Source organism: Pandoraea anhela (assembly GCF_902459655.1).
In the GTDB taxonomy this organism is placed as follows: Bacteria; Pseudomonadota; Gammaproteobacteria; order Burkholderiales; family Burkholderiaceae; genus Pandoraea; species Pandoraea anhela.
Map to the genome: position 1 here is coordinate 217,565 of NZ_CABPSB010000005.1, position 24,153 is coordinate 241,717.

19 protein-coding genes and 2 tRNA genes are annotated in these 24,153 nt (G+C 64.0%); 12 read left to right on the forward strand and 9 right to left on the reverse strand.

Going from position 1 to position 24,153, the window contains the following annotated elements:
* Positions 1–30: 30 nt before the first annotated feature.
* The 3 genes from PAN31108_RS09905 to pncB all read right to left on the reverse strand — a co-directional run bounded on the left by PAN31108_RS09905 (position 31) and on the right by pncB (position 3,747).
* Positions 31–1,449: a sodium:proton antiporter gene (locus PAN31108_RS09905; protein ID WP_150668685.1), complete on the reverse strand. Its 1,419-nt coding sequence runs from the start codon at positions 1,447–1,449 to the stop codon at positions 31–33.
* 238 nt (positions 1,450–1,687) lie between these two features.
* Positions 1,688–2,350 (reverse strand): LutC/YkgG family protein, encoded by a 663-nt coding sequence (locus PAN31108_RS09910; RefSeq protein ID WP_150668686.1) that lies wholly within the window; start codon positions 2,348–2,350, stop codon positions 1,688–1,690.
* Positions 2,351–2,541: 191 nt separating this feature from the next.
* Positions 2,542–3,747 carry a nicotinate phosphoribosyltransferase gene (gene pncB, locus PAN31108_RS09915; RefSeq protein ID WP_150668687.1) on the reverse strand — a complete coding sequence of 402 codons (1,206 nt, stop codon included), beginning with the start codon at positions 3,745–3,747 and terminating at the stop codon, positions 2,542–2,544.
* A 325-nt stretch (positions 3,748–4,072) separates the two neighbouring features.
* On the opposite strand from pncB, the gene fdxA reads away from it, so the two are divergent.
* The 3 genes from fdxA (at position 4,073) to PAN31108_RS09930 (ending at position 4,740) form a co-directional block, all read left to right on the forward strand.
* Positions 4,073–4,396, forward strand: coding sequence for a ferredoxin FdxA (gene fdxA, locus PAN31108_RS09920; RefSeq protein ID WP_150668688.1), 324 nt, complete (start codon positions 4,073–4,075; stop codon positions 4,394–4,396).
* 106 nt (positions 4,397–4,502) lie between these two features.
* A tRNA-Asn gene (locus PAN31108_RS09925) sits at positions 4,503–4,578 on the forward strand.
* Between the two features lie 86 nt (positions 4,579–4,664).
* Positions 4,665–4,740: transfer RNA gene (locus PAN31108_RS09930), tRNA-Asn, on the forward strand.
* 215 nt (positions 4,741–4,955) lie between these two features.
* Here the strand turns inward: PAN31108_RS09930 and oxlT are convergent.
* On the reverse strand, positions 4,956–6,281 hold the full coding sequence (oxlT, locus tag PAN31108_RS09935) for an oxalate/formate MFS antiporter (protein ID WP_150668689.1): 1,326 nt from the start codon (positions 6,279–6,281) through the stop codon (positions 4,956–4,958).
* Positions 6,282–7,302: 1,021 nt separating this feature from the next.
* Positions 7,303–8,046: a FadR/GntR family transcriptional regulator gene (locus tag PAN31108_RS09940; RefSeq protein ID WP_174994914.1), complete on the reverse strand. Its 744-nt coding sequence runs from the start codon at positions 8,044–8,046 to the stop codon at positions 7,303–7,305.
* Positions 8,047–8,482: 436 nt separating this feature from the next.
* Here PAN31108_RS09940 and PAN31108_RS09945 point away from each other — a divergent pair, with 436 nt between their 5' ends.
* The 8 genes from PAN31108_RS09945 (at position 8,483) to PAN31108_RS09980 (ending at position 18,024) form a co-directional block, all read left to right on the forward strand.
* Positions 8,483–10,045, forward strand: coding sequence for an FAD-linked oxidase C-terminal domain-containing protein (locus tag PAN31108_RS09945; RefSeq protein WP_174994919.1), 1,563 nt, complete (start codon positions 8,483–8,485; stop codon positions 10,043–10,045).
* A complete protein-coding gene (gene glcE, locus PAN31108_RS09950) occupies positions 10,045–11,262 on the forward strand; it encodes a glycolate oxidase subunit GlcE (RefSeq protein WP_150668691.1) in 1,218 nt (405 codons plus the stop codon). Before PAN31108_RS09945 ends, glcE begins: the two co-directional genes overlap by 1 nt.
* Positions 11,263–11,280: 18 nt before the next feature.
* Positions 11,281–12,531 carry a glycolate oxidase subunit GlcF gene (gene glcF / locus PAN31108_RS09955; protein ID WP_150668692.1) on the forward strand — a complete coding sequence of 417 codons (1,251 nt, stop codon included), beginning with the start codon at positions 11,281–11,283 and terminating at the stop codon, positions 12,529–12,531.
* Positions 12,532–12,770: 239 nt separating this feature from the next.
* Positions 12,771–13,175: a DoxX family protein gene (locus tag PAN31108_RS09960; protein ID WP_150668693.1), complete on the forward strand. Its 405-nt coding sequence runs from the start codon at positions 12,771–12,773 to the stop codon at positions 13,173–13,175.
* A 166-nt stretch (positions 13,176–13,341) separates the two neighbouring features.
* Entirely contained in the window at positions 13,342–14,160 is an 819-nt protein-coding gene (locus PAN31108_RS09965) for a dioxygenase family protein (RefSeq protein ID WP_150668694.1), read from the forward strand.
* Between the two features lie 147 nt (positions 14,161–14,307).
* Complete coding sequence (locus tag PAN31108_RS09970) at positions 14,308–15,255, forward strand: LysR family transcriptional regulator (protein ID WP_150668695.1); 948 nt, start codon at positions 14,308–14,310, stop codon at positions 15,253–15,255.
* A gap of 103 nt (positions 15,256–15,358) precedes the next feature.
* Positions 15,359–16,717, forward strand: a complete 1,359-nt coding sequence (locus PAN31108_RS09975) for a hemolysin family protein (RefSeq protein ID WP_150668696.1) — start codon at positions 15,359–15,361, stop codon at positions 16,715–16,717.
* 164 nt (positions 16,718–16,881) lie between these two features.
* Complete coding sequence (locus PAN31108_RS09980; protein ID WP_150668697.1) at positions 16,882–18,024, forward strand: helix-turn-helix transcriptional regulator; 1,143 nt, start codon at positions 16,882–16,884, stop codon at positions 18,022–18,024.
* 109 nt (positions 18,025–18,133) lie between these two features.
* On the opposite strand, the gene PAN31108_RS09985 is transcribed toward PAN31108_RS09980, so the two are convergent.
* From PAN31108_RS09985 to PAN31108_RS09995, 3 genes are all read right to left on the reverse strand, one after another.
* Positions 18,134–18,901 carry a flagellar brake protein gene (locus PAN31108_RS09985; protein ID WP_150668698.1) on the reverse strand — a complete coding sequence of 256 codons (768 nt, stop codon included), beginning with the start codon at positions 18,899–18,901 and terminating at the stop codon, positions 18,134–18,136.
* A gap of 287 nt (positions 18,902–19,188) precedes the next feature.
* The gene (locus PAN31108_RS09990) at positions 19,189–19,827 is read right to left on the reverse strand and encodes a LysE family translocator (RefSeq protein ID WP_150668699.1); all 639 of its coding nucleotides are present in this window, start codon (positions 19,825–19,827) and stop codon (positions 19,189–19,191) included.
* Between the two features lie 260 nt (positions 19,828–20,087).
* The gene (locus tag PAN31108_RS09995; protein WP_150668700.1) at positions 20,088–20,291 is read right to left on the reverse strand and encodes a cold-shock protein; all 204 of its coding nucleotides are present in this window, start codon (positions 20,289–20,291) and stop codon (positions 20,088–20,090) included.
* Positions 20,292–20,772: 481 nt separating this feature from the next.
* On the opposite strand from PAN31108_RS09995, the gene PAN31108_RS10000 reads away from it, so the two are divergent.
* The gene (locus tag PAN31108_RS10000) at positions 20,773–21,564 is read left to right on the forward strand and encodes a peptidoglycan DD-metalloendopeptidase family protein (protein WP_246183867.1); all 792 of its coding nucleotides are present in this window, start codon (positions 20,773–20,775) and stop codon (positions 21,562–21,564) included.
* A gap of 133 nt (positions 21,565–21,697) precedes the next feature.
* On the opposite strand, the gene mdoH is transcribed toward PAN31108_RS10000, so the two are convergent.
* Positions 21,698–24,100, reverse strand: a complete 2,403-nt coding sequence (gene mdoH, locus PAN31108_RS10005; RefSeq protein ID WP_150668776.1) for a glucans biosynthesis glucosyltransferase MdoH — start codon at positions 24,098–24,100, stop codon at positions 21,698–21,700.
* Positions 24,101–24,153: the final 53 nt, after the last annotated feature.

Sequence of the window (24,153 nt, forward strand, 5' to 3'; positions counted from 1 at the left end):
CAGAGGTTGGCCACGTGGCTGTGTCGTGGCTCAGAAAAATATCAGGGTCATCAATACGAACAGCGGCAGCAGAATCGCGCCCGACCACAGCATATAACCAAAGAAGCTCGGCATGCGAATGCCACGTTGCTCCGCAATGGCTTTCACCATGAAGTTCGGCGCGTTACCGATGTAAGTGTTGGCGCCCATGAACACCGCGCCCGCCGAAATCGCGGCCAGCGTTGCCGCGCCGGTCGTCATCAGCGTCGCGGCGTCGCCGCCCGCCGTATTGAAGAACACCAGATAAGTCGGTGCGTTATCGAGGAACGACGAGAGCAGCCCAGTCGCCCAGAAGTACATGACGTTGTCCGGCGCACCGCCCGGGCCCGTCACCAGACGAATCACCCAGCCCAACGCCCCTGCCTCGCCTGCCCGCAGAATCGCCACCACGGGAATGATGGTGAGGAAAATGCCCGCAAACAGCTTGGCGACCTCCTTCATGGGCTCCCAGTTGAATCCGTTGCCTTCGCGTGCGGTGCGTGGCGTAATCGCGAGCGACGCCAGCGTCACCACGATCAGACCGACATCGCGCGCAATGTTTTGCAGCGCGACCGGCGTGCCGAACACGTTGAACGCCACACCCGGCTTCCAGACCCCGCTCATGAGCACCAACCCCACGGCAGCGGCCAGCAGGATGAAATTGCGCTTGCCTTCAAGGCGCACCGGGGCAGCATGCGGCGTCGGGTCCAGTTCATCGATCTGGCGCTCCGTCTTCTGACGGAAGTAGTACGTATCGATCAGGAAGAACAGTGCGAGCAGTACGACGCAGATGAACAACGTCTCGGGCCAGATATGCGCCGTCGTCCAGAAGAAATCGACCCCTTGCAGGAAGCCGAGGAACAGCGGCGGGTCACCAAGCGGCGTGAGCGAACCGCCCGCATTTGCCACGAGGAAGATGAAGAACACGACGACGTGCACGTTGTGCTTGCGGTTGTCGTTCGCGCGAATGAGCGGACGAATCAGCAGCATGGCCGCCCCGGTCGTTCCCATGAGGCTCGCGAGCACCGTGCCCAGTGCCAGCAATCCGGTGTTGAGCCACGGTCCGCCACGCAGATTGCCATGCACGCAAATGCCGCCGGCAGTCGTGAACAGCGCTGTGAGCAGCACGACGAACGGAATGTATTCGGCGACAACGGCATGCACCGCGCCATACCAGGCCGCGCCCACGCCGAAGACCAGCGCGAACGGCAGCAGGAACGCCGCGCCCCAGAACGCAGCGATCTTGCCGAAGTGATGATGCCAGAACGCAGGCGCGAGCAACGGCCCGAGCGCAATCGAGAGCAGCAGCCCCGCGAACGGCACGCCCCACCACGCGACGAGTTCCGCGCCGTCCGGTCCGGCAGCGAACGCCGCAGGGCTTGCCAGAGCGAGCCCCGCCGCCGCCAATGCGCCCCAAATCCCCTTATGCATTGTTTCTGGTTCCTGTTGATTGATGGTCGACTAGATACGAGTCGCCATCGGCGCAAGAGTGCCCATTGCCCCACCAGCTTGGGATAAATCCCAAAGCAATGAGATGCCTATCCCGAAAACGCCGATGCCACCGACCTCCGGTCGAATGCCGAAAGTCGTGCGCCCCGTCATCGTGTAGGCACACGCGCGGGAACACGTCGTCGTCGATGCGGCGCCGCCCGAGACGACGCGGCGCAGTTCAGGCGCCGTCGACGATGATGAGATGAACGCGGTACGGGCCATGCGCCCCAAGCACCAGCGTCTGTTCGATGTCTGCGGTACGCGACGGTCCCGCGATGAAATTGGTGGCGCGCGAGAGTTGACCGCGCTCGCTGCGCATGAGCGCAAACCCGTCTTCGTGACCTGCGACCACGCGCGAGGCCGGCACTACTGCGATGTGCGTCTCCGGCAGCAGCGTGGCCGACGCAAACGTCTCCGGACCCGACATCATCATGAGCGCCCCCGTTTCCGCGATAGCGCAGAAGCAACCGGTAATCCCGACGAGATCGTCGCCATGCGGCTTGCGGAACTCGACGTGACACCCGGCGCTCGCCCAGTCGAGGTCGCGCAACGTCGGCCAGCCGACGGCTTGTGTGATGAGGCCGTTCGCCTGCAAATAGGTGGCCACAGCGGCCGGCACGTCGCTCATGGCGGACACGCGGGCGATCGTCGTCGAAAGCGCTTCAGCCTTGACGATGAATGTCGCGATCAGGTCGGCGGACATCGCAGGACGCGGCCCTTGCGGGTGCCGTGCCAGATAATCCTCGGCCGCCGCCTGCTCGTTCGCACGTGCGACATCGGGGCGATGCTGTGCGTTGCGAATGCGGGCAAAGATGCGGTTGCGGGCGTCGGAGGTATCCATGGGCTGTCCTGTGAAGCCAACGCGCCGGTCTGTGGCCGGCGTCGTCACGTGTCGTCTCTCGAGGCCGCCGACACAAGGTCCGGCGGGCGATGGGCAATTATAGCGGCTGGGCCGCCCCGCGCGACGGGCGTTCGCGCACTATCGGAATCGTCTGGGCCGGCGCTCGGACGACATCGCAAGCGCCAGGGCGATCAGCCCCGCGGCTTCGACACCGCGGCGGGTTCCGGCGCAATGTCGAAGACCTGACGCAGATAGGCGAGATAGGCATCGTCGTCACACATGTTCTTGCCTGGCGAATCGGAGAGCTTCGCCACAGGCTGGCCGTTGCAGCGCACCATCTTGATGACGATTTGCAGGGGCTGATAGCCAAGATCGTTGGTGAGATTGGTGCCGACGCCGAACGCCAGTTTGCAGCGATCGCGAAAGCGCTCGAACAGTTGCAGCACCTTCGGAATGTCGAGACCGTCCGAGAAGATCATGGTCTTGGTATGGGCATCGACACGATTTTGCGCATAGTGCTCCAGCAGGCGCTCGCCCCAGGCGAACGGGTCGCCGGAATCGTGACGCGCGCCGTCGAACAGCTTGCAGAAGTACATGTCGAAGTCGCGCAGGAAGGCCGACATGCCGTAGACGTCCGAGAGCGCGATACCGAGGTCGCCGCGATATTCCTTCGCCCACGTCTCGAAACCGAAAATCTGCGAGTCGCGCAAACGTGGCCCCAGCGCCTGACACGCCTGAAGATACTCGTGCGCCATCGTACCGAGGGGCGTGAGGCCGAGCTTCGCGGCGTAATAAACATTGCTCGTGCCCGCGAACTGCTCGCCGAGTTCGTCGCGCAACGTCTGAATGACTTCCTCGTGCCACTCCTTCGAGAAGCGCCGGCGTGTCCCGTAATCGGCGATTTTGCAGTCACGGTAGTCGACACGCTCGGCCAGCATGCAGATCTTGTCCTTCAGCCGCTGCCGGCCTTCCTCATACGCCGGCGTGCGCTGCGTATTGCGGAAATACACCTCGTTGACGATGGCGAGCACGGGAATCTCGAAAAGAATCGTGTGAAGCCATGGCCCGCGAATCGTGATGTCGATTTCGCCGTTGCCCTTGGGCGAGGGCTGCACGGTGATGTATTTCTCGTTCAGATGGAACAGGTCGAGAAAGTCGATGAAGTCGCTTTTGATGAAGCGCATGGCGCCGAGATAGCGCAATTCCGACTCGGTAAAGCGCAGTCCGCACAGCAGACGGATCTCGTCGCGGATCTCCTCGACGTAGGGCGTGAGATCGACGCCTTCGGTACGGCACTTGAAGCGATACTCGACCTGCGCGGCGGGGAAGTGATGCAGGACGACCTGCATCATCGTGAACTTGTAGAGATCGGTATCGAGCAGCGACGTGATGATCATGACGGCAGGCTCCGCGAGGAGCACTCACGAGAAAGCATCGGACGCCGCCGCACATGCTTACGTGGACTCGCACGTATGCGCGTGAGGCAGCGCTCAGGAACATCGAACATCGTACCGCAAAGCGGCGTCGCGCATGACATCGCCGCCTAATTCGACGCCGGCGTGAAAGCGGGCGTCGATACCGGCGCGGCAACACTGGTGCCGGAATGAAACACCGCGTGCGCCATACCCTCCGGCTCCCGCACCTGTGATCGCGGGCTGCGCTACAATACCCGTTTTAACGGCCGATCGAAGCCGTTTCGCGCCCTACTCCGGAGTTGTTGGCATGACGCACGTTGTCACCGAAAGCTGCATCAAATGTAAATACACCGACTGTGTGGACGTTTGCCCCGTGGATTGCTTCCGCGAAGGCCCGAACTTCCTCGTCATCGATCCGGACGAGTGCATCGATTGCGCAGTCTGTGTCGCCGAGTGTCCGGCGAATGCCATTTATGCCGAAGAGGACGTGCCGGGCGACCAGCAGCACTTCACCGCGCTGAACGCCGAGCTGACGCCGCTTTGGCCGAGCATCACCAAGACGAAGCCGTCGCTGGACGATGCCGACGACTGGAAGGACGTCAAGGAAAAGCTCCATCTGCTCGAGCGCTGAGCCGCGAGCGTGACTCCGGCGGCTTTCTCGCTGAGAACGCAGAAAAAGTGCGTTCGTGGTGTTGACAGTGTGTAAAAACCGCCTCTATAATCGCTTTCTCTTTTGATCCCCGATAGCTCAGTCGGTAGAGCGCCGGACTGTTAATCCGTAGGTCCCTGGTTCGAGCCCAGGTCGGGGAGCCAAGAATACCGAAGCGATGGCCTCGCTCAAGCGAGGCCTTTGTTTTAGTCGACATAGCGCGAACGCGGTGTGCGACTGCCAAGTTTGATCCTCGATAGCTCAGTCGGTAGAGCGCCGGACTGTTAATCCGTAGGTCCCTGGTTCGAGCCCAGGTCGAGGAGCCAAAACACGAAAAAGCCCGTCTCTGACGGGCTTTTTTGTTTTCTGCCGCCGCACCTCTTCCCGGCGCCTGGATGCCTCCCGTGCGGTCGTCAAAGCATCGGCACATCGAGACGCATCGCGACCACCCACCGCACCAACGACAACGGGGCGTCGTTTCCGACGCCCCGCATCCTTACCTCAGATACCGGCCGATTCCATCACAACGACTTGCCGGGACTCATTCGCTCGCAGGCGCGCCGATCGCAACCGACGGGCTGGCCGACGCCTGCGCGCTGTTGCTGTTTTCGGACTCGATCCAGCGACGACGCATCGGAGCGAGCAGGAACTTCGCCGCCACCGCCGCCGTGATGCTGATCACCGCAGCGGCGATGAACACCCGGTCCCAGTGACCACCGACGGCAAGCACCGAAGCCAGCGGTACGAGCAAGGCGGCCGTGCCCTTCGCCGTGTACAGCGTGCCCGCGTTCGACGCGGCATTCTTGCTACCGAACGTGTCGGCGCACAGCGCCGGGAAGATCGAGAAGATTTCGCCCCAGCACAGGAACGTCATCGCAGCGAAGAACACGAACATGTACGGGTTCTGACCGAAGTGCATCAGACCGAGCATTGCCACCCCTTCCCCAAGGAAGATGATGAACATCGCATTCTCGCGACCGATCTTGTCCGACACGAAACCGCACAGCGGACGCGTAAAGCCGTTGCACAGGTTGTCGATCGACAACGTCATCGTGAGCAGCGGCAGCGTCGCCCCGAACAGCGTCATCGGCATCGACGCAATGCCGTAGTCCTTCGCGATCGGTCCGATCTGCGCCGTGGCCATCAGACCGCCCGCAGCCACGGCAACAAAGCAGATGTAGATCACCCAGAACACCGGCGTACGGATCATCTGACCCGACGTGTAATCCTGCTTCGTCGCGAGATTGCGGTGCGACACGGTGACACCCTTCGGCGCACGCGGCTTGACCAGCAACAGCGCCAGCACGAAGATCGCCACGCCCTGCACGATGCCGAAGTTGAAGAACGCCGCCTCGTAACCCGCCTCGCGAATCATGTTCGCAATCGGAATCACCGTGATGGCCGCGCCGGCACCGAAGCCCGCCGCCGTCAGGCCAGCGGCCAGACCGCGCTTGTCCGGAAACCACTTCAGCGCATTACCCACGCAGGTGCCGTACACACAACCCGCCCCGATACCGGCAATGACCGCTGCCGTGTACAGCACGGTCAGCGTTTCGGCGTAGGAGTACATGATCCACGACACCGCCACGCAAATTGCGCCACCCGCAACGACCGGGCGCGGCCCGAAGCGATCGACCAGCCAGCCCTCGATCGGGACCAGCCACGTTTCCACCACAATGAAAATCGAGAACGCGACCTGAATCGCCGCCACACCCCAATGGTGTTTGGCTTCCATCGGCTCGACGAACAACGTCCACGAATATTGCAGATTGGCCACCAGGCCCATACAGATAATGCCGATCACCAGTTGTGACCAGCGCCCTCCCAGAAAAGAGGTTTTCTCCTCCGGTTGCGCAGCTGCTTGCATGACTTGCCTCCTGTTCCTGTCAGACGATTGACGCCGACCCGCGATTCGTTGTGCGGTGCCCGACGTCATCGCGTGCTGCCGCGCAGCCCCGGCGGGGATTTGCGCAGACGGCACGCCTCCTGGCGTTGCGTGCGGCTCATGCTTGGCCGCTTGATCGTGGAGCGCTGCCTGGCGGCAGGCTCGCGGGGCTTCAGCCCCGGCTGACTGACTTTCGGAAGCGCCAAGGGACGCTTCCGGCCCCCACCTCGGTGCGGCGACGCAGACTTTTCAGGGTCCGCGCCGGCAAGTTGCCGACTGCCGAGGGGTGACTGGTGAACAAATTCGAGTGCGGACCGGCCTGCGCTGACGCGTCTCACGATGGAGCGCATATCCCATCGCAAGCCAGCTCCCATCACTCAGGCGGGCGCGCCTCGCGGACGCGTAATCGCCAGATCGCCTGCCCGGGACACGCAGCAGGGAGATGAGGAACACCCCAGCGCACGAATGGATTTCGTGGGCACTGGCGGCGGATACGACAGGGCAGCCGATGCGTCACAACCGTCGCACGAAGCCTGCCCGAAAGAAAATGCGTGCTTACCCAACTCATGTCTCCGATGAATACCGCGCCGACTCGACCACCACCCCGGCGAATTCACGGGACACCCGGGGCCGACTCGTCACTTCACATCTGATATACAAGATTCAATATATCGAATTAAGTATTTTTTATGGTTCCAAAATTAGTCGATGGTTGAACCACTGTCAACCCGAGAGCGCCCGCATATCGGACGTCGGCGCCGTGCGCAGGCGAGCCTCGGCCCGCCTGCTGGTGAGCGCTCGATAACTGGAAAACCGAGGTAAACCGTGCCGTTGCGGGGCATGACTGCCCGGGCCGGGAAGGAGACGGCACCCCGACGACGCGCGTCGTCGGATACCGGAGTCAGGGAAAACGATGAGGGTTTGGCGGGTTTTCGGGGGCCGATTTCATCCCCGGCGTGAAGCTCCCGCCAGCAATAGAAATCGGGGTCGGAGCGGGGAGCGGTTACACGTCGCCCGAGTGGTTGCGGATGAAGGTCAGATGCTCACGCAGCGACCGCTGTGCACTGCTGACGTCGTGCGAGGCCACGGCATTGAAGATGCGCCGGTGCTGATCGATCAGTTCGGCCAGATCCGCACCGTGACCGACGATGGCGCGATAGTTGTCCACGACGGAGCCGCGCAGCAGTTCGAAGATCGCGTGCATCAAATGCACCAGCACGAGGTTGTGCGTTGCCTCTGCCAGCGCGAGGTGAAAGTGCGCGTCCAGTTCCGGCACGCGGGTGAGCAGGGACTGTCCGCGGGCGTCGCCCTCGCCGTCCAGCCCGTCGCGTCCGGCCGCAAAGGCGGCCTCCAGTGCTTCGAGCGCCTGTGCGAGCCGTGCGATGTCCTCCGGCGTGGCCCGCTCGGCCGCCAGTTCGACGGCCTTGGCTTCGAGCACTTCGCGCATCTCCAGGACGTCGTCAACCGTCTTGCTGTGACGCGACATCAGTTGCGACAACGGCTCCGCGAGCAACGGCTGACTGGCGTTGGCGACCAGATATCCGCCACCGGCCCGACCGACGATCAGCCCGCGCGACTCCAGACGCAGCAACGCCTCGCGCAACGACGGACGCGACACCCCCATCTGCTGCGCCAGATCGCGCTCCGAGGGCAACGCCGACCCCGGCGCGAGCCGGCCTTCGACGACCATCGTCTCCAGTTGCTCGTAGACCATGTCGGACAAACGCAGGCGCGGCGGCGGCGTCACCGGCGCAAAACTCGCGACGGCCCCCGACGGCTCGCCGGCGGGTAGCGGGGACGAGGGTGAGGACGAGGGTGAGGACGAGGGTGAGGACGCGTGTGAAGACATAGGCGGAAACGACTCGTTGGACGGCATAGTCGGCTTCGGTTCTCGACGAAAAAATCACAGACGCCACGATACAGGAAGCGGCTTCGCTTCGGGCCAACGCCCGGGCGCTCCCTCGACAAGCCTAGAGGATCTCTCTCAAACCAAGGGTTAACCCGGTAGTTGAAATCGGATCATTCCCTATACGATGACGTCATCCGACAACTGGTAGACCAGTCTACCAGTAGACCAAACGTCGTTAGCGTGATTACACGTCAACGATCGTCCGAGAGCAAGCCCGATGACATCGAATGTGTCGCCCCTGTCCTCCCCGCCGGCAGCGCCGCCGCATCCCGCGATGCCGCCCGATCCTTTGCACTCGGCACCCCCGGGTCAGGCGGGCAAAACGGTCGATTCTCCTGCGGCCGGACACGCGGACGAACCCGTGTTCGAAGCGCTGAGCGACGCCACCCGCACTGCCCGTCTTGCCGCGTTGCGTGCCGCCGTGCCCGATGCGCAGTGGCTCACCGACCGCGAGCAGATCACGCCGTACGAGTGCGACGGCCTCGCCGCTTACCGCAAGTTGCCACTGGCCGTGGTGTTGCCTGCCGACGAAGATCAGGTTTGCCGCATCCTGCGGGCGTGCCACGCGCACAACGTCCCCGTGGTGCCGCGCGGCGCAGGCACCGGGCTGTCGGGCGGCGCCATGCCGATCACCGACGGCATCGTGCTCTCGCTGGCGAAGTTCAAACACATTCTCGAGGTCGACGCTTACGCCCGCACCGCCACCGTGCAGCCCGGCGTGCGCAACCTCGCCGTCTCCGAGGCAGCCGCGCCCTATGGGCTCTACTACGCGCCGGACCCGTCGTCGCAGATCGCCTGCACCATCGGCGGCAACGTCTCCGAAAACTCCGGCGGCGTGCACTGCCTGAAGTACGGCCTGACGGTGCACAACGTGCTTCGCGTGCGTGCCGTGACGATGGACGGCGAAATCGTCGAATTCGGTTCTCACGCACTGGATACCCCCGGACTCGACCTGCTGTCGGTCTTCATCGGCAGCGAGGGAATGTTCTGCGTGGTGACGGAAGTCACCGTGAAGCTCGTACCGAAGCCACAGGTCCAGCAAGTCATCATGGCGAGCTTCGACGACGTGGAAGCCGGCGGCAATGCTGTCGCGGCGATCATTGCGGCAGGCATCATCCCGGCGGGTCTGGAGATGATGGACAAACCCGCCACGCAGGCCGTCGAGGAGTTCGTGCATGCGGGCTACGACCTCGACGCCGCCGCCATCCTGCTTTGCGAATCGGACGGCACGCCGGAGGAAGTGGCCGAAGAGATCGCCCGCGTCTCGGCGGTGCTGCGCGCCTCGGGTGCGACCCGCATTCAGGTGTCGACATCCGAAGCGGAGCGTCTGCGTTTCTGGTCGGGGCGCAAGAACGCTTTTCCCGCTGCCGGGCGCATCTCGCCCGACTACTACTGCATGGACGGCACCATTCCGCGCCGGACCATCGGCACCTTGCTCAAGCGTATCGAAGCGATGGAAGCGCAATACGGCCTGCGCTGCATCAACGTCTTCCATGCGGGCGACGGCAACATGCACCCGCTGATTCTGTTCAACGGCAACGATCTGGACGAATGGCATCGCGCCGAAGCCTTCGGCAGCGACATTCTCGAAGCCTGCGTGGAACTGGGCGGTACGGTCACGGGCGAACACGGCGTCGGCATCGAGAAGATCAACTCGATGTGCGTTCAGTTTTCACCGCAGGAGCGCGATGCGTTCTTCGCCGTCAAACGCGCCTTCGATCCGGCCGGTTTGCTCAATGCCGACAAGGCCATCCCCACGCGAGCGCGCTGCGCCGAGTACGGCAAGATGCACGTGCGCGGTGGCCTGCTGCCGCATCCCGATTTGCCGAGGTTCTGATGTTGCAAGCCCGATACGCTTCACCCGCGCCATCCGCTGCGTCGGGCACGTCGCCCGACATTACCTGCGCCCCCGACGCGCCCACTTCCGCTTCGCGCCTCGACACCGAGGCGAACGCCGCCGACCGGGCGCTCGCGCAAATCCGCGAGCGCGTGCTGGCCGCCACCGCCAGCGGTGTCCCGCTCGACATTCAGGGCGGCAACACCAAGCGCTGGTACGGTGAGACGCCCGTGGGCGAGCCGCTCTACATGCGCGCATATCGTGGCATCGTGTCCTACGACCCGGCCGAACTCGTGATCACTGCCCGCGCGGGCACCCCGCTTGCCGACATCGAAGCGGCGCTCGCCGACTGCGGCCAGATCCTGCCGTTCGAGCCGCCGCACTTCGGTCCCGGCGCCACGCTCGGCGGTTGCATTGCCGCCGGACTCGCCGGCCCTCGCCGTCCGTACGCGGGCGCGCCGCGCGACTTCGTGCTCGGTGCTGTCGTCATGAACGGCCAGGCAGACGTCCTGCATTTCGGTGGGCAAGTGATGAAAAACGTGGCGGGTTACGACGTCTCCCGCGTACTCGCCGGCGCCCTCGGCACACTCGGTGTGCTACTCGAACTCTCGATCAAGGTGCTGCCCCGCCCGGTTGCCGAAGCCACGCTGCGCTTCGAGCTGCCGCAGGCGCAAGCCATCGAGCAGATCAATCGCTGGGGCGCTCAGCCGCTACCGCTGACGGGATCGGCGTGGCACGACGGCGTGCTGAGCGTGCGGCTCGGCGGGGCCGCAGCGGCCGTCGAGGCCGCCCGCGCGAGCATGGGCGGTCGTCATGTCGACGCCATCGAGGCCCATGACTTCTGGGCGTCGCTGCGCGAGCAGACGCACCCGTGCTTCGCCAAGTCGCCGGTACTGGGCGATGGGCAGCCGCTATGGCGTCTGTCGGTGCCGCCGACGACACCGCCGCTGCCCCATGGCGACGACCATCTGATCGAATGGGGCGGCGCGCAGCGATGGTGGATGACGCAGCGCCCGGCCGCTGAAATCCGCGCAATTGCCGCAGCAGTCGGCGGGCATGCTACGCTGTTTCGCCATGGCCGTAAGGCGCCCGGCGTGTCGGCCGATGCGGATCGCGTGTTTAGCCCGCAACCGGCCGCACTCCGCGCAATCGGCGAGCGTCTGCAACAAGCATTCGATCCGAGCCGCATCTTCAATCGTCATCGGTTGTACCGGTAAATCGCCAGATATAAAACGATGCAAACGAACCTCGCAGAATTCCTCCGTCAGACACCGGACGGTGACGAAGCCGAAGCCATTCTCCGCAAATGCGTCCATTGCGGATTCTGTACCGCGACCTGCCCCACCTATCAGTTGCTGGGCGACGAACTCGACGGCCCGCGCGGGCGCATCTATCTCATCAAGCAGATGGTCGAGGGCCAGAACGTGACGCGCGAGACCCAGCGCCATCTGGACCGCTGTCTGACCTGCCGCAGTTGCGAATCGACGTGCCCCTCGGGCGTGCAATACGGGCGGCTGGCCGACATCGGCCGCCGTCACGTCGACGCCAAGGTCGGCCGCCCTGCCGGGGAACGCGCCGTGCGCTGGACGCTCGCGCGCGTGCTGCCCAACCGCACGCTGTTCACGCCCGCATTGCGTCTCGGCCAACAATTCCGTGGGCTACTGCCGCGCACGCTTCGCGAGAAGGTACCGCATCGCCAACGCTCGGGAAGCTGGCCGCACACGAAACATACGCGCCGCATGCTGATGCTCGAAGGTTGCGTACAGCCGGCCATGCTGCCCAATGTCAACAAGGCGACCGCGCGCGTGCTCGACGCCCTCGGCATCGAGATGATCCGTCCCTCCTCGGCCGGATGCTGCGGCGCCATTCGTCTGCATCTGAACTATCACGACGACGGGCTCGACGACATCCGTCGCAATATCGACGCCTGGTGGCCCGAGATCGAAGCGGGCGCCGAGGCCGTCGTGATCAACGCGTCCGGTTGCGGGGCGACGGTCAAGGAATACGGGCATTTGTTGCGCCACGATCCGCAATATGCGGGCAAGGCACAACGCGTCTCCGAACTCGCGAAGGATCTGTCGGAAGTCCTGCTCGACAACCTCGACGCCCTGCAAAAGCGCGTCCCCAACCGCAAGACCGGCAAGATCGCCTATCACCCGCCGTGCACCTTGCAGCACGGCCAGCAGTTGAAGGGCGTGGTGGAGAAAGTGCTGGCGGGCGTGGGTGTGAACGTCATGCTGCCGCAGGACAGTCACATCTGCTGCGGTTCGGCAGGCACGTACTCCGTCACCCAGCCGGACCTGTCCCATCAGCTTCGCGATGCGAAGTGGAAGTCGCTCGACGCGCTCGACCCTGAACTCGTCGTGTCGGCCAACGTCGGTTGCATCTGCCATCTGCAAGCGACGGCCAAGGGCGAGCACGCCCACGATCACGCGCCGGTGCAGCACTGGGTCGAGCTGCTCGACCGGATGATCGCGTCGGCCTGAGCGATCGGCTTCACCGTCTGCCTCACGCCCCGCGCTACGCCACCTGCCTTCCATTGCCCCCTTCCACGATTGATTGTCCCGACTAACGGGACAATCAATCCCTTCCACCCCCGTTTATCTGCACGATCTCGCTCCCTAGAATCGGGGCTGAGTCAGTCGTCCAAGTGCTCGATGTGCTCGACACGTTGCGACTGCGCCGACCCTTCGCCCGTTTTCCGATTCCCTCACCGGAGCCCGTCATGATCGATACCAAAACCGCCCCTTACGCTGCGCTGCTGCTGCGTGTCTCGTTAGGCATCCTGTTCCTCGCTCACCTGTCGCTCAAGGTGTTCGTCTTCACCATTCCCGGCTTCGTGGGCTTTATGTCCTCGCTTGGTCTGCCGCCAGCGCTCGCCTATGTCACGATGGCGCTGGAACTGGTCGGTGGCCTGATGCTGATCACCGGGTTTTACGCCCGCTGGGCCGCCCTGCCGCTTGCTGCGTTGATGCTCGGCACCATCGTCTCGGTGCATGGCCAAAATGGCTGGCTGTTCACCAACAAGGGCGGCGGCTGGGAATTCCCGGCGTTCTGGCTCGTGGGCCTGCTCAGCGTTGCACTGCTCGGCGACGGCGCCTTTGCGATGCGTCGCGCTCGTGTCGAGTGATCTGCCTCGCCGCCCGCGACACCATCGGCCCCGTCACCGTAGTGCCCTGCGGTAACTGGACGGAAGGGGTGTCCGGGATGTCCGGGGCGTCGTCGATCACGTCGACGGTCGTTTCACGATATCCCGTCGTGATGTTGATTCGTGTTTTTTCGCAGGAGTGAATGCCATGTCTGCCCTTCCGACCCTCTTCGTCTCCCACGGCTCGCCGCTGCTTGCGGTCGATCCGGGCCGCACCGGCCCCTTGCTGACGGCGCTGGGGCGTGCGGTGCCGCGTCCCAAGGAGATCCTCGTGATTTCCCCGCATTGGTCGACGCCGACGCCGCGCGTGGGCAGCCTCGCGCAGCAGCGCACCATTCACGATTTCGGCGGTTTCCCGCGCGAACTCTATACGCTGACGTACCCCGCGCCGGGCGCCCCCGCGCTGGCCGAGCGCACCGTGCAGCGCCTGCGCGACGCCGGACTGCCCGCCGTCACCGACGATCAGTGGGGACTCGATCACGGCGCGTGGGTGCCGCTGCGCTATCTGTATCCGGACGCCGATATCCCGGTCACTCAGTTGTCGCTCCAGCGGCATATGCGCCCCGATTACCAGTACCGGCTCGGGCAAATGCTTGCGCCGCTCGCCAGCGAGGGCGTGCTGATCGTGGCGTCGGGCAGCTTCACGCACAATCTGCACGAAGTGTTTCGCGCGCCGTCGGAAGACCGCGCCGAAGCGCCTTATCTGGCCGAGTTCGTCGCCTGGTTCACGGCGCATCTGGCAACGATGGACCTCGACGCCCTGTTCGACTACCGCGCCCGTGCACCACATGCCGAGCGCGCGCATCCGAGCGACGAGCATCTGCTGCCGATCTACGTCGCAATGGGCGCCGCCGACAACGCGCTCAGCCAGACGCATTTCGACACCGGCTCGACTTACGGTGCGCTGCGTATGGACGCCTTCGCGTTCGGCAGCGCAGCACCGTCGCTCGCCGATGTCGCGCCGTGATCTCAGATGACTGGCGGAGGTGACGCGCCGGCAGCGTTCGCTCACGCGAGCGCGCTGGCACAATAGGGGCATCGGTGTCGGCAACGACCACGTGCCGCGCGCCGCCCCTTCATCTCACCACAGGATTCTGAGGAGCATTGCCCCGGCATGAATAAACTTCGCGAGATCGAGTGCTTCATCGCCGTGGTCGAATCGGGCAGCTTCGTCAAAGCCGCCGAGTCGTTGGGCATCTCGAAGACGGCCGTCTCGCGGTATGTTGCCGACCTCGAAGCGCGTCTGGGAACGCGACTGCTTCAGCGCACCACACGTCGTCTATCGCTCACCGAACCAGGCCAGCGTTACGTGGAGCGCTGCCGCCAGATCCTCGCGGAGCTCGACGAAGCCGACGCGATGGCGGGCGAGCAGGACGGCGAGCCCGCCGGACCGCTGCGAATCAACGCGCCGCATACCTTCGGCGTGCTGCATCTGGCGCCGCTCTGGCCGACGTTTCTCGCCCAGTTTCCGCATGTCAGCCTCGACATCACCCTGAGCGACCGGCTCGTCGACATCGTCGATGAAGGTTACGACCTGGCCATTCGCATCTCGCGGCTGCCCGATTCGTCGCTCGTGCACCGGCGGTTGGCGGTGACCCGTCTGGTCCTGTGCGCGTCTCCCGGTTATCTGGCGCAGCACGGCACGCCCAGGCATCCCAGCGAACTCACGCGCCACGAGACCGTCGGTTACAGCTATTTCCTGCATCGCCGCGAATGGCATTTCGATGGCCCGGACGGCCCCGTTTCCGTTCAGACGCATGCCCGGTTGATCGCCGACAACGGCGACACCTGCGTGGCCGCCGCCATGGCGGGCAGCGGAATCATCCTGCAACCGGCATTTCTCGTGCAGGACGCCCTGCGCGACGGTCGTCTCGTCGAATTCCTGTCCGAGTACACGCAGGGCGAGCGCGGCATCTACGTCGTCTATCCATCCCGCAAGTACCTGAGCGCCAAGGTTCGCGCGATGATCGACTTCCTCGTCGAGGCCTTCGCCATGCCGGGCTGGCTGGCGCCGAACCGCCCCGACCGAAATCTGCCTGCATCCGCGGCGAAAGCCCCATGAATCGCCTGCAAACGGTCGACAAAACACCGTAACGCCACGGTTATTTATTGGCGACGGCAATTGTCACTTATACTGTTGGGCCTGTCGTTCCATTCCTACTATTTTGGAAAACTTCTTACTGATCGTCGCTGCGATCCTGCTGGTGTTGCTCAACGGCTTCTTCGTGGCGGCGGAATTCGGCCTCGTCAAACTGCGCCAGACGCGCGTTCATGTAATTGCCCGCCAACGGGGTTGGCGCGGCCGTATCCTGGCCAAGGTTCACGGCCAACTCGATACCTACCTTTCCGCATGCCAGCTGGGCATTACCCTCGCCTCGCTCGGCCTTGGCTGGATCGGTGAACCGGCGTTCGCACGCATTCTCACACCGCTGTTCGAACTCGTGGGCGTGAGCTCCCCGGAACTCATCCACGCGCTGGCCTTCTTCATCGCGTTTTTCACGATTTCTTATCTGCACATCGTCGTGGGCGAACTCGCGCCCAAGTCGATGGCACTGCGCATGCCCGAGGCCGTTTCCGTGTGGACGGCGGCGCCGCTCTACGGCTTTTACTGGCTGATGTATCCGGCCATCTGGATCCTCAACCACAGCGCCAACCGGCTGCTGCGCTGGACAGGCCTCGATCCGTCGCACGGCACCGACGCCCATTACTCGGCCGATGAAATCAAGCTGATCGTGCGCCGTGGCGCATCGAGCGAAAAACTCTCGCGCGACGACTGGAACGTGGTGGCTTACGCCATCGACTTCAGCGATCTGACGGTGTCGGACCTGATGCGTCCGATGAGCGAAGTGGCCGCCTTCCGCCGTAACGCCACGTTCCGCCAGAACATGGACATGGCCTATCGCCACCGCTACAGCCGCTATCCGTTCTTCGACAACGACGGCGAAACGGTGCTCGGCGTGGTCCACCTGAAGGATCTGTTCCTTGCCGAACACCATGGTCAGTCCATCGAGGACCTCGGCAGCATGGCGCGCCCGGTCGAGCGCGTGAAGCCCGACATGCCGGCGCGCGAGCTTTTCAGCCGCTTCCGCCGGGGCGCGCCGCACTTTGCCATCGTGGGATGGCCGGATCAGAAGCCCATCGGCTTCCTCACGCTGGACAACCTGCTCTCCGCGCTGGTCGGCAAGATCCGGGACGAATTCCGGCAGACGGAAGACGACTGGACCCGTATGGAAGACGGCACGCTCATCGGACGCGGCAGCCTGCCCATCCTGACGCTGGAGCGTGCGCTGGGCCTGGACATTCCGAGCGAGCACGCGGAATCCGTGGGCGGCCTCATCATGAACGCGCTCGGCTATCTGCCGCGCGAAGGTCAGAAGGTCGATTTCGACGGCTTCTCGGTCGTCGTCAAGAAGATGCAGGGCCCGCGCATCGTGCTCGTGCGTATTTACCCCGATGGCGTGCGCGAAGCCCGCGGCCAGCCGCCTGTCGCCCACCCTGTGGCGGTGCCGCAACGCGAGGATTGACCCCGGTTGATGCCCGTGATGCGGCTTGCCAGAATGTCCACTATGTGTGACAGCGCCCGTCAGAGGTTGTCGGTTGGACGCTGAAGGCCAACCGAAGCGAAGGTCACGCAACGCATGGCGGGGCAGGGCAACAGCAGTTCGTCGAAACAGAGCCAGGGGAGGCGATGGTGGACGACACGGGGAAGCGCGCTCTCGACGCGCTGATCGGCACCTGCTACGACGGCGTACTCGATGAGGCATGCTGGGATCGGGCGCTGCGTGATTTCAACCGGTGGGCCGGGGGGATGGGTTTCCATTCGGTCACGTGGGACCGGGCACGCCATTGCGCCACACGCGACTCGCACTCGCTCGACGCCTCCCCCGATCTGATCCGCGAGTTCGTCGAAAAGCTCGCGCCGACCGATCCACGCGTGGCGCTCATGCTGCGCCAACCGGTCGGTCATGCCATGCGGTGTCACCACCATCTGAGCGATCGCTACGTCGCCCACAGCGAGCTGTTCAACGACTTCCTCATTCCCAACGGCGTGCGCTATACGTACGGCCTGCATCTCGATGGCGCGGACGGCGCCAGCGAATTGCTCGCTATCCTGCGCGGCCCGGATCACGTGCCGTTCGAAGATGCCGACGACGCGCCCGAGCTGGAAATCCTGACGAAGCACATTGCGCGAGCGGCGCGTCTGCGCGCGGGCACGCGTCATTTGCAAGCGCAGGCGGCGATGGGCATGGCAGCGCTCGATCATCTCGAGATGGCCATCGTCATCACGGACGACACGAGCCATGCGCACTATCTGAACATCGCGGCGCACCAGATCCTCGGCACGACGCGAAACGTCGGTATTCGCGCGGGGAAATTCTCGGCGCTGCTGCCCGGCGACGATCAGGCATTGCAGCGCCTGATCGCCAACGCAACCGCCGCGATGCCCGTGGCAGGCAGTCACCGGCTCCACGGGGACCATCAGCACCATTGGGTCATCACGGTGCTGCCGCTGCGCGAATCGCACGTGTGCTCGGCGCCGTGGCAGCGGCCGATGGCCATGCTGACGATCGGCGAGCTTGACCGTCGCATGACGCTCGGCCCTTATACGCTCAAGGTGCTCTTCGGGCTGTCGCCGGCGCAAGCGCGTCTCGCGCAGGCGCTGGCCGAGGGGCGCGAGTTGACCCAATACGCGCAGGACGCGAACATCGCCATCAACACGGCGCGCACACAGTTGCGTCACGTCTTCGACAAGACGGGTTGCCGCCGCCAGGCCGATTTGCTGCGGCTACTGCACGCGATTCCCGCGCTGCGAATTCAGGCGCCGGGTTGAGGTGAGGCCCGGCGCGCGGCGCACCGCCGGGCAAGCCCTGCGGCGAATGCAAAAGGGCGACCGAATGGCCGCCCTTTGTGCTTTCGAAAGGTAGATTTCCCCGACAGGCCTATCCGCGCGCGAACGCCTTGCGATTGAGTTCGAGTTGGGTAATGAGCTTTTGCAGACGCGACTCTGCGGTGCGTGAAAGCGCAATGAAGCGGCACCCGATGTGATACTCGATGTCTTTGGCGAGCGGCACGGCGCGCACCGCGCAGACTTCCAGATCGACCTGCACGGTCCCGTAGTCGCGCAGTTCGATTTCGACGTGCATGAGCATCGAGCCCTTCGGAATCTCGGCAGCCGCCTCGGCCTTCGTACGCAGACCGACGCCGCCCAGCGACAGATCGAACACAGCCAGACGCATCGGCGTGTCGTCGGGGAATTTGACCGTGCACTGATACGGGTCGAGGATCGGCGTCTTCACGCGGAAATAGTCGCGGCGCTGCAAGCGCACGAGCGTCTCCGGATACGACGAATAGAAAGCCGGATAGCCTTCGTACTCGCGCTCTTCCACGTCGCCGATGGGGAAATGCACCTGAATGCCTTCGGGCACACCGACGAACAGTGCGCGCTTGTTCGCAAGCAGTGCGCGGTTCTCCGTCTCGATGCCGCCCCAATCGAAGTAGAAGCCGCGGGCTTGCGGCTCGACCTTGAGCAAACGCGTGACGAGCTGACGCTGACCGTTCGCGAAGTACACCGTCATGAAATCGCCGCGGGTCGCCAGATGACGCAGCACGCCGCCAATCTCGAGCGGATTGCTGATGCGATACGAGTCATGCAGTTGAGACTCTTCTTCCGTGGGCGCCGGTGTCACCTGCGGTTCTGTCGTTTCCATACCTGATCTTCTATTTGTCCCCGTGACGGTCACGCGCAACCACGCGATCCGTACGTAATAAAGCCGTTGCGCCGCGCAATGCCCGGGCCATCCCGACACCAAACGGCGCCGGCATCGCGTATCGGGTCATGAACGTTAACGGTCGCCGACCGGAAATATTGAGTGCGCCGGCGCGCCAGCCTCCTGCTCCCCGTGCCGCGCGCCACACCCGGGCCTTTCCAACGCCCTGCTCCACCTTCCACCTCTTTCCTGCTTGGCTACGCTGTCTGCCGACTCCCGTCGCCGGATCAGCGATGAACTGCCGCCATCAACGCGCCGAAGCCCATGAACGCGCCGCCGCTGATGCGATTGAACGCCTTGAGCACACGGGCCTCACGCAAATAAGGCGAGATGCGCATGCCACCGGCCGCGTAGACCATGTACCAACCCATCTCGATGACGGCGAACGTGCAAAGCAGAATCGCGAACTGCGGCAGCTTGGCGGCCGTCGGATCGATGAATTGCGGCAGAAAGGCGGCGGCAAACAGAATCGCCTTGGGGTTGCTTGCGGCAACCAGAAAACCGCCCTTGAAGCGCTTTCCGAAGCTCGCATCGACGACCGGCTCGGGCGAGCCGAGCTTGGCGGCCTCCTCCTGCGGGTTCACCGGCGAGCGCCAGCTCTTGTAACCGAGATAGACGAGATACGCGGCGCCGATGTAGCGCAGCGTATCGAAGAGCATCGGCCACGCCTTGAGCAGTGCGCCCAGACCGGCCGCCGAAATCGACATCATCGCGATGAGCGCCGTCATGCAACCGGCCATCGTCCCGAGCGCCGGACGCAGCCCGTGGCGCGCGCCATGCGTCATGACGAGCAACATGTTAGGGCCTGGCGTCGCCGAGACGAAAAAAGTGGTGACGATGAACAGCCACCAGGTTTGCAGGCTCATGAGTGCCTCGGAAAAATGCTTACACGGATTCGATCAGGCATTGTAGCGTCGAACCGTGACGGTGGCATCGTCCGCGTGAACGTCCGATGCGATTCTGCACGTTCTGAGAACGCGCCTCGCGGCGCTTGCCCGTCGCCCAAGAGGGACAATACGACGGACAAAAAACAAACAGGCCCGATGACTTTCGTCATCGAGCCTGTCGATCGCGGGATATTACCTCGCCAGAAGGCGAGTGCAACATCGCGAGAAGCGGTCAGCCCTTACAGCGGCTTGATGTTCGCAGCTTGCTTGCCCTTCGGGCCAACCTTGACTTCGAACGAGACCTTTTGGTTCTCTTGCAGCGACTTGAAGCCGTCGACCTTCACTTCCGAGAAGTGAGCGAAGAGGTCTTCACCGCCGGCGTCCGGGGTAATGAAGCCGAAGCCCTTTGCGTCGTTGAACCACTTAACAGTACCGGTTTCCATGTTTTTTCCTAATAAAACAATAGCTTGAGGTCGGAATGACCTCGTGAAGCGCTGACAATCAAGGGAAAATGAAGGACTAGAAACCAGCGAGAAGCAGGAAAACTACGTCTGACAACAACTTCGCGGCTTGACAATCTGCAGTTGGTTTTATACGTGTCGCGCCGACGCTTGTCAACAGGGGAAATACCGCAAAATAAGTAACAAATTCCGCAAATAGCGGGGAATTTGGGCACTCTTCGGGTGTCCGACGGCCTGTCGGTGCCCGTACAATGGCGTTTTGTCCCGCGCCCATGCCGTCATTGCGCGCCCGACCCGAGTTTTGTGCTGTCTGAAACCGTTTCCTGACGTTTTTCCCCTATTCGACGCACAGACCGGCCGAGTGTCCGGTTCGCCGCGATTTCCGAGCACCAGCGGGCCTCGCCCTGCCGATTTTTTTACCTGCCCACGGATGGAGCCTAATCGTCTTTCCCGATCGCTACGGTTGTCGCGATCGCAAACCGAAGTTCGCACGCCCGGTCAGTCCCACTGGATCGCGCGTTGCCGCGCCCATCTGATCAGTCTGGCCGTCTGCGCCACACTGGCCGCCTGTGCGGGCTCACCCACGTATGGCCCGGTACCTGCCGGCAGCTATCGCGTTCAGTCCGGCGACACGTTGTATGGCATTGCGCGCGCCAACAACACCAGCACTGCGAATCTCGTGAACTGGAACAATCTGGCCGACGCCGACAAGATCGAGGTAGGCCAAGTGCTGCGCGTGGTGCCGCCGGCCGGGGCGTCCCCCGCGCCCGCACCGTCGGCCGCTTCGGGCGGCAGCACGCCGTCGGCAGCCGCACGGCCGCGCGCGCAGGCAAAACCGGCGCCGAGACCCGCGCCGGCGCCCGCTGCCCCGCGCACGGCCACCAACAAGATCCCGATGACGTGGCCCGCCACCGGCAAGGTGCTGGCCAATTTCAACGGCAGCAGCAATAAGGGGATCGATATCGGCGGCAAGGTCGGCGATCCGATTTACGCGGCCGCCGCCGGGAAAGTGGTTTATGCCGGAAATGGCCTGCGCGGCTACGGCAACCTCGTCATGGTGCAGCACGAAAACGGCTATCTCACCGCCTATGCCCACAACAGCGAGCTGCTCGTCAAGGAAGGCGCGAGCGTCGCGAAGGGGCAGACGATCGCCAGGATGGGCGACACCGATTCACACGGTGTTGTGAAGCTGCATTTCGAAGTGCGTCAGAAAGGCACGCCGTTCAATCCGAGCGACTTCCTGCCGCCACGCTGACGGGCGGGCGCCGGGCCGGGCGTCCACGGCGGCGCCCGGACGGCAAAAGACGCGTGGTCCGCGAAAAGGAAAACGGCAAGGCGACGCCTTGCCGTTTTCGTTATCGGGCGCGGATCGAACACGGAACGCCGGCTCAGGCCGACGCGAGGAATGCCTGCGACAGTCCGTTGGCGCGCGCCTCGCACCATTCCGGGTGGGCGCGCGGATCGGTCCACACGAGCAGGTGGAGTGCTGCAAGCGCGCGTGGATCGTTGAGCAGTTCCCACTTCTGCGTGTTGGTCAGTTTGGTCGGGCCTCTGAGCAACGCCGTCTCGACACGGCCGGCGCGCAGCGTATCGCGCTTCACGTCGTCGAGCGTCGGCTTCACACTCGACGCCACGAGCGCGTTGGCCATCGGGTCCACCACCGCGTCGACGAAATTGACGTGCTTGCCGGTCTCCGCCGTGTACTTCTCCGTCATGCGCAGTTCCTTCGGCGGCCACGACTCCTCCGGAATCAGGAACAGGCGGGCGCGCTTGAGGCCGCGACCGAGCGAGACCCGGCTCGAGAAGACCGACACCGGGATCGAGATCATCATCGAGCCGACGATGGGCATCAACCACCAGATAAAGTCCGGGTTGAGCCAGTAGACGATACCGCCCCACCCCATGCCGATCAGCGTTTGCAGACCGTGACGGCGAATGGCTTCACCCCAGTGCGTTTCCGCGTCCTCGCGCGGTGGCGACTTCCATTGGATCGCGATTCCCGTGAGCGCCGCCAGCACGAACTGCGTGTGAAACAGCATGCGCACCGGCGCCAGCACAGCCGAGAACACCATCTCGATGAACATGCTCACCGTCACGGCGAACCAGCCGCCGAATCGCTTCGCGCCCTTCACCCAGATCAGCAGCACCGCCAGAATCTTCGGCAGGAAGAGCAGCGTCGCCGTCGCGGAGAACAGGGCCAGCGCGCGCTCCGGATGCCATTCCGGCCAGACCGGGAACAACTGGCGCGGCGCCGTAAAGTACTCGGGCACGACCAGCGTATGCTTGGCGAGCAGACACGTCGAAAGAATCAGGAAGATGAACCACAGCGGCGCCGACACGTAGGCCATCGCACCGGTCACGAACACGGCGCGATGCACCGGGTGCATGCCCTCGGCGAGGAACAGACGGAAGTTCATCAGGTTGCCCTGACACCAGCGTCGGTCGCGCTTGAGTTCGTCGAGCAGGTTCGGCGGCATTTCTTCGTAACTACCGGGCAGATCGTAGGCGATCCACACACCCCAGCCCGCACGCCGCATGAGCGCCGCCTCCACGAAGTCGTGCGACAGAATCGCACCCGACATCGCCCCCTTGCCCGGCAGCGGCGCGAGTGCGCAGTGCTCCATGAAGGGCTTCAGACGAATGATGGCGTTGTGGCCCCAGTAATGCGACTCACCGAGTTGCCAGTAGTGCAGGCCGGCGGTGAACAGCGGACCGTACACGCGTCCCGCGAACTGCTGCAAGCGGGCGTAGAACGTCTCCCGCCCCGCCGCGAGCGGCGCGGTCTGAATCAGCCCGGCGCTCGGATGCGCTTCCATCATGCGCACCAGCTTCGTCAGACATTCGCCGCTCATGACGCTATCCGCGTCGAGCACGATCATGTACCGGTAGTCGCTGCCCCATCGACGGCAGAAGTCGTCGAGGTTGCCGCTCTTGCGCTTCACACGGCGCTGGCGCCGGCGATAGAAGATGCGACCAAACCCGTCGACCTCGCGGCACAACGCCTGCCAGGCATCGACCTCGGCGGTACAGTTGTCCGCCTCATTCGAGTCGGACAGGATGAAGAAGTCGAACCGCTCGAGCGAGTCCGTCTTCGCGAGCGACTCGTACGTCGCCCGCAAACCGGCGAACACACGGCCGACATCTTCGTTACAGATCGGCATCACGATGGCGGTGCGCGCTTGCGGTGCGATGGGCGCGTCGCCCGCCGCCATTTTCGAGATCATGTGGCGCTCGCCGCCAACGAGCAGGACGAAGAAGCCGAAGATGGCCGTCCAGAATCCGGCGGACACCCAGCCGAACAGCAGAACGAACAGCACGAGCACGGAGAATTCCAGCGGGTCGGCGCCGTGATACGGCAACACCGACGCCATGAAGTGCGTGGCAAGCGCCGTCTGCGCGATCATCAGCGCGAGCAGCATCCAGCGGCGGCGGCGGCCCGCCTGCGACCATTTCCCTTTCGGATCGGGGGCGTCGCGCACGAGCGGATCGGGGTCCGCGCGCCCGGTGATCTTGCGCCACAAGCGCGCGAGCGGATTGAGCGACCACGCACGCGGGATAAGCGACGTGCGCCGCACCGGCGGCGCCACGCGCAACGTCTGCACGCCGCGCACTTCGTTCAGTCCGGCCGCAGCGGCCAATGAGCCGCCCTCGGTCAACGAGAGACGTACGGGCTGCGACGCGAGTACGGCATCGCTGTCGGACTCGATCTCCGCGAGGTCATGGGCGTGCCATGTCGCCGTGGCCACCAAAGGGGCGGTCACAGTCGCATCGGGTTGCCGGTCTGCCTGCATCCTGGTGTCGGTGGCGTCGGAGGCGTCAGTGGCGGCCGTGCCGTCGGCCACGG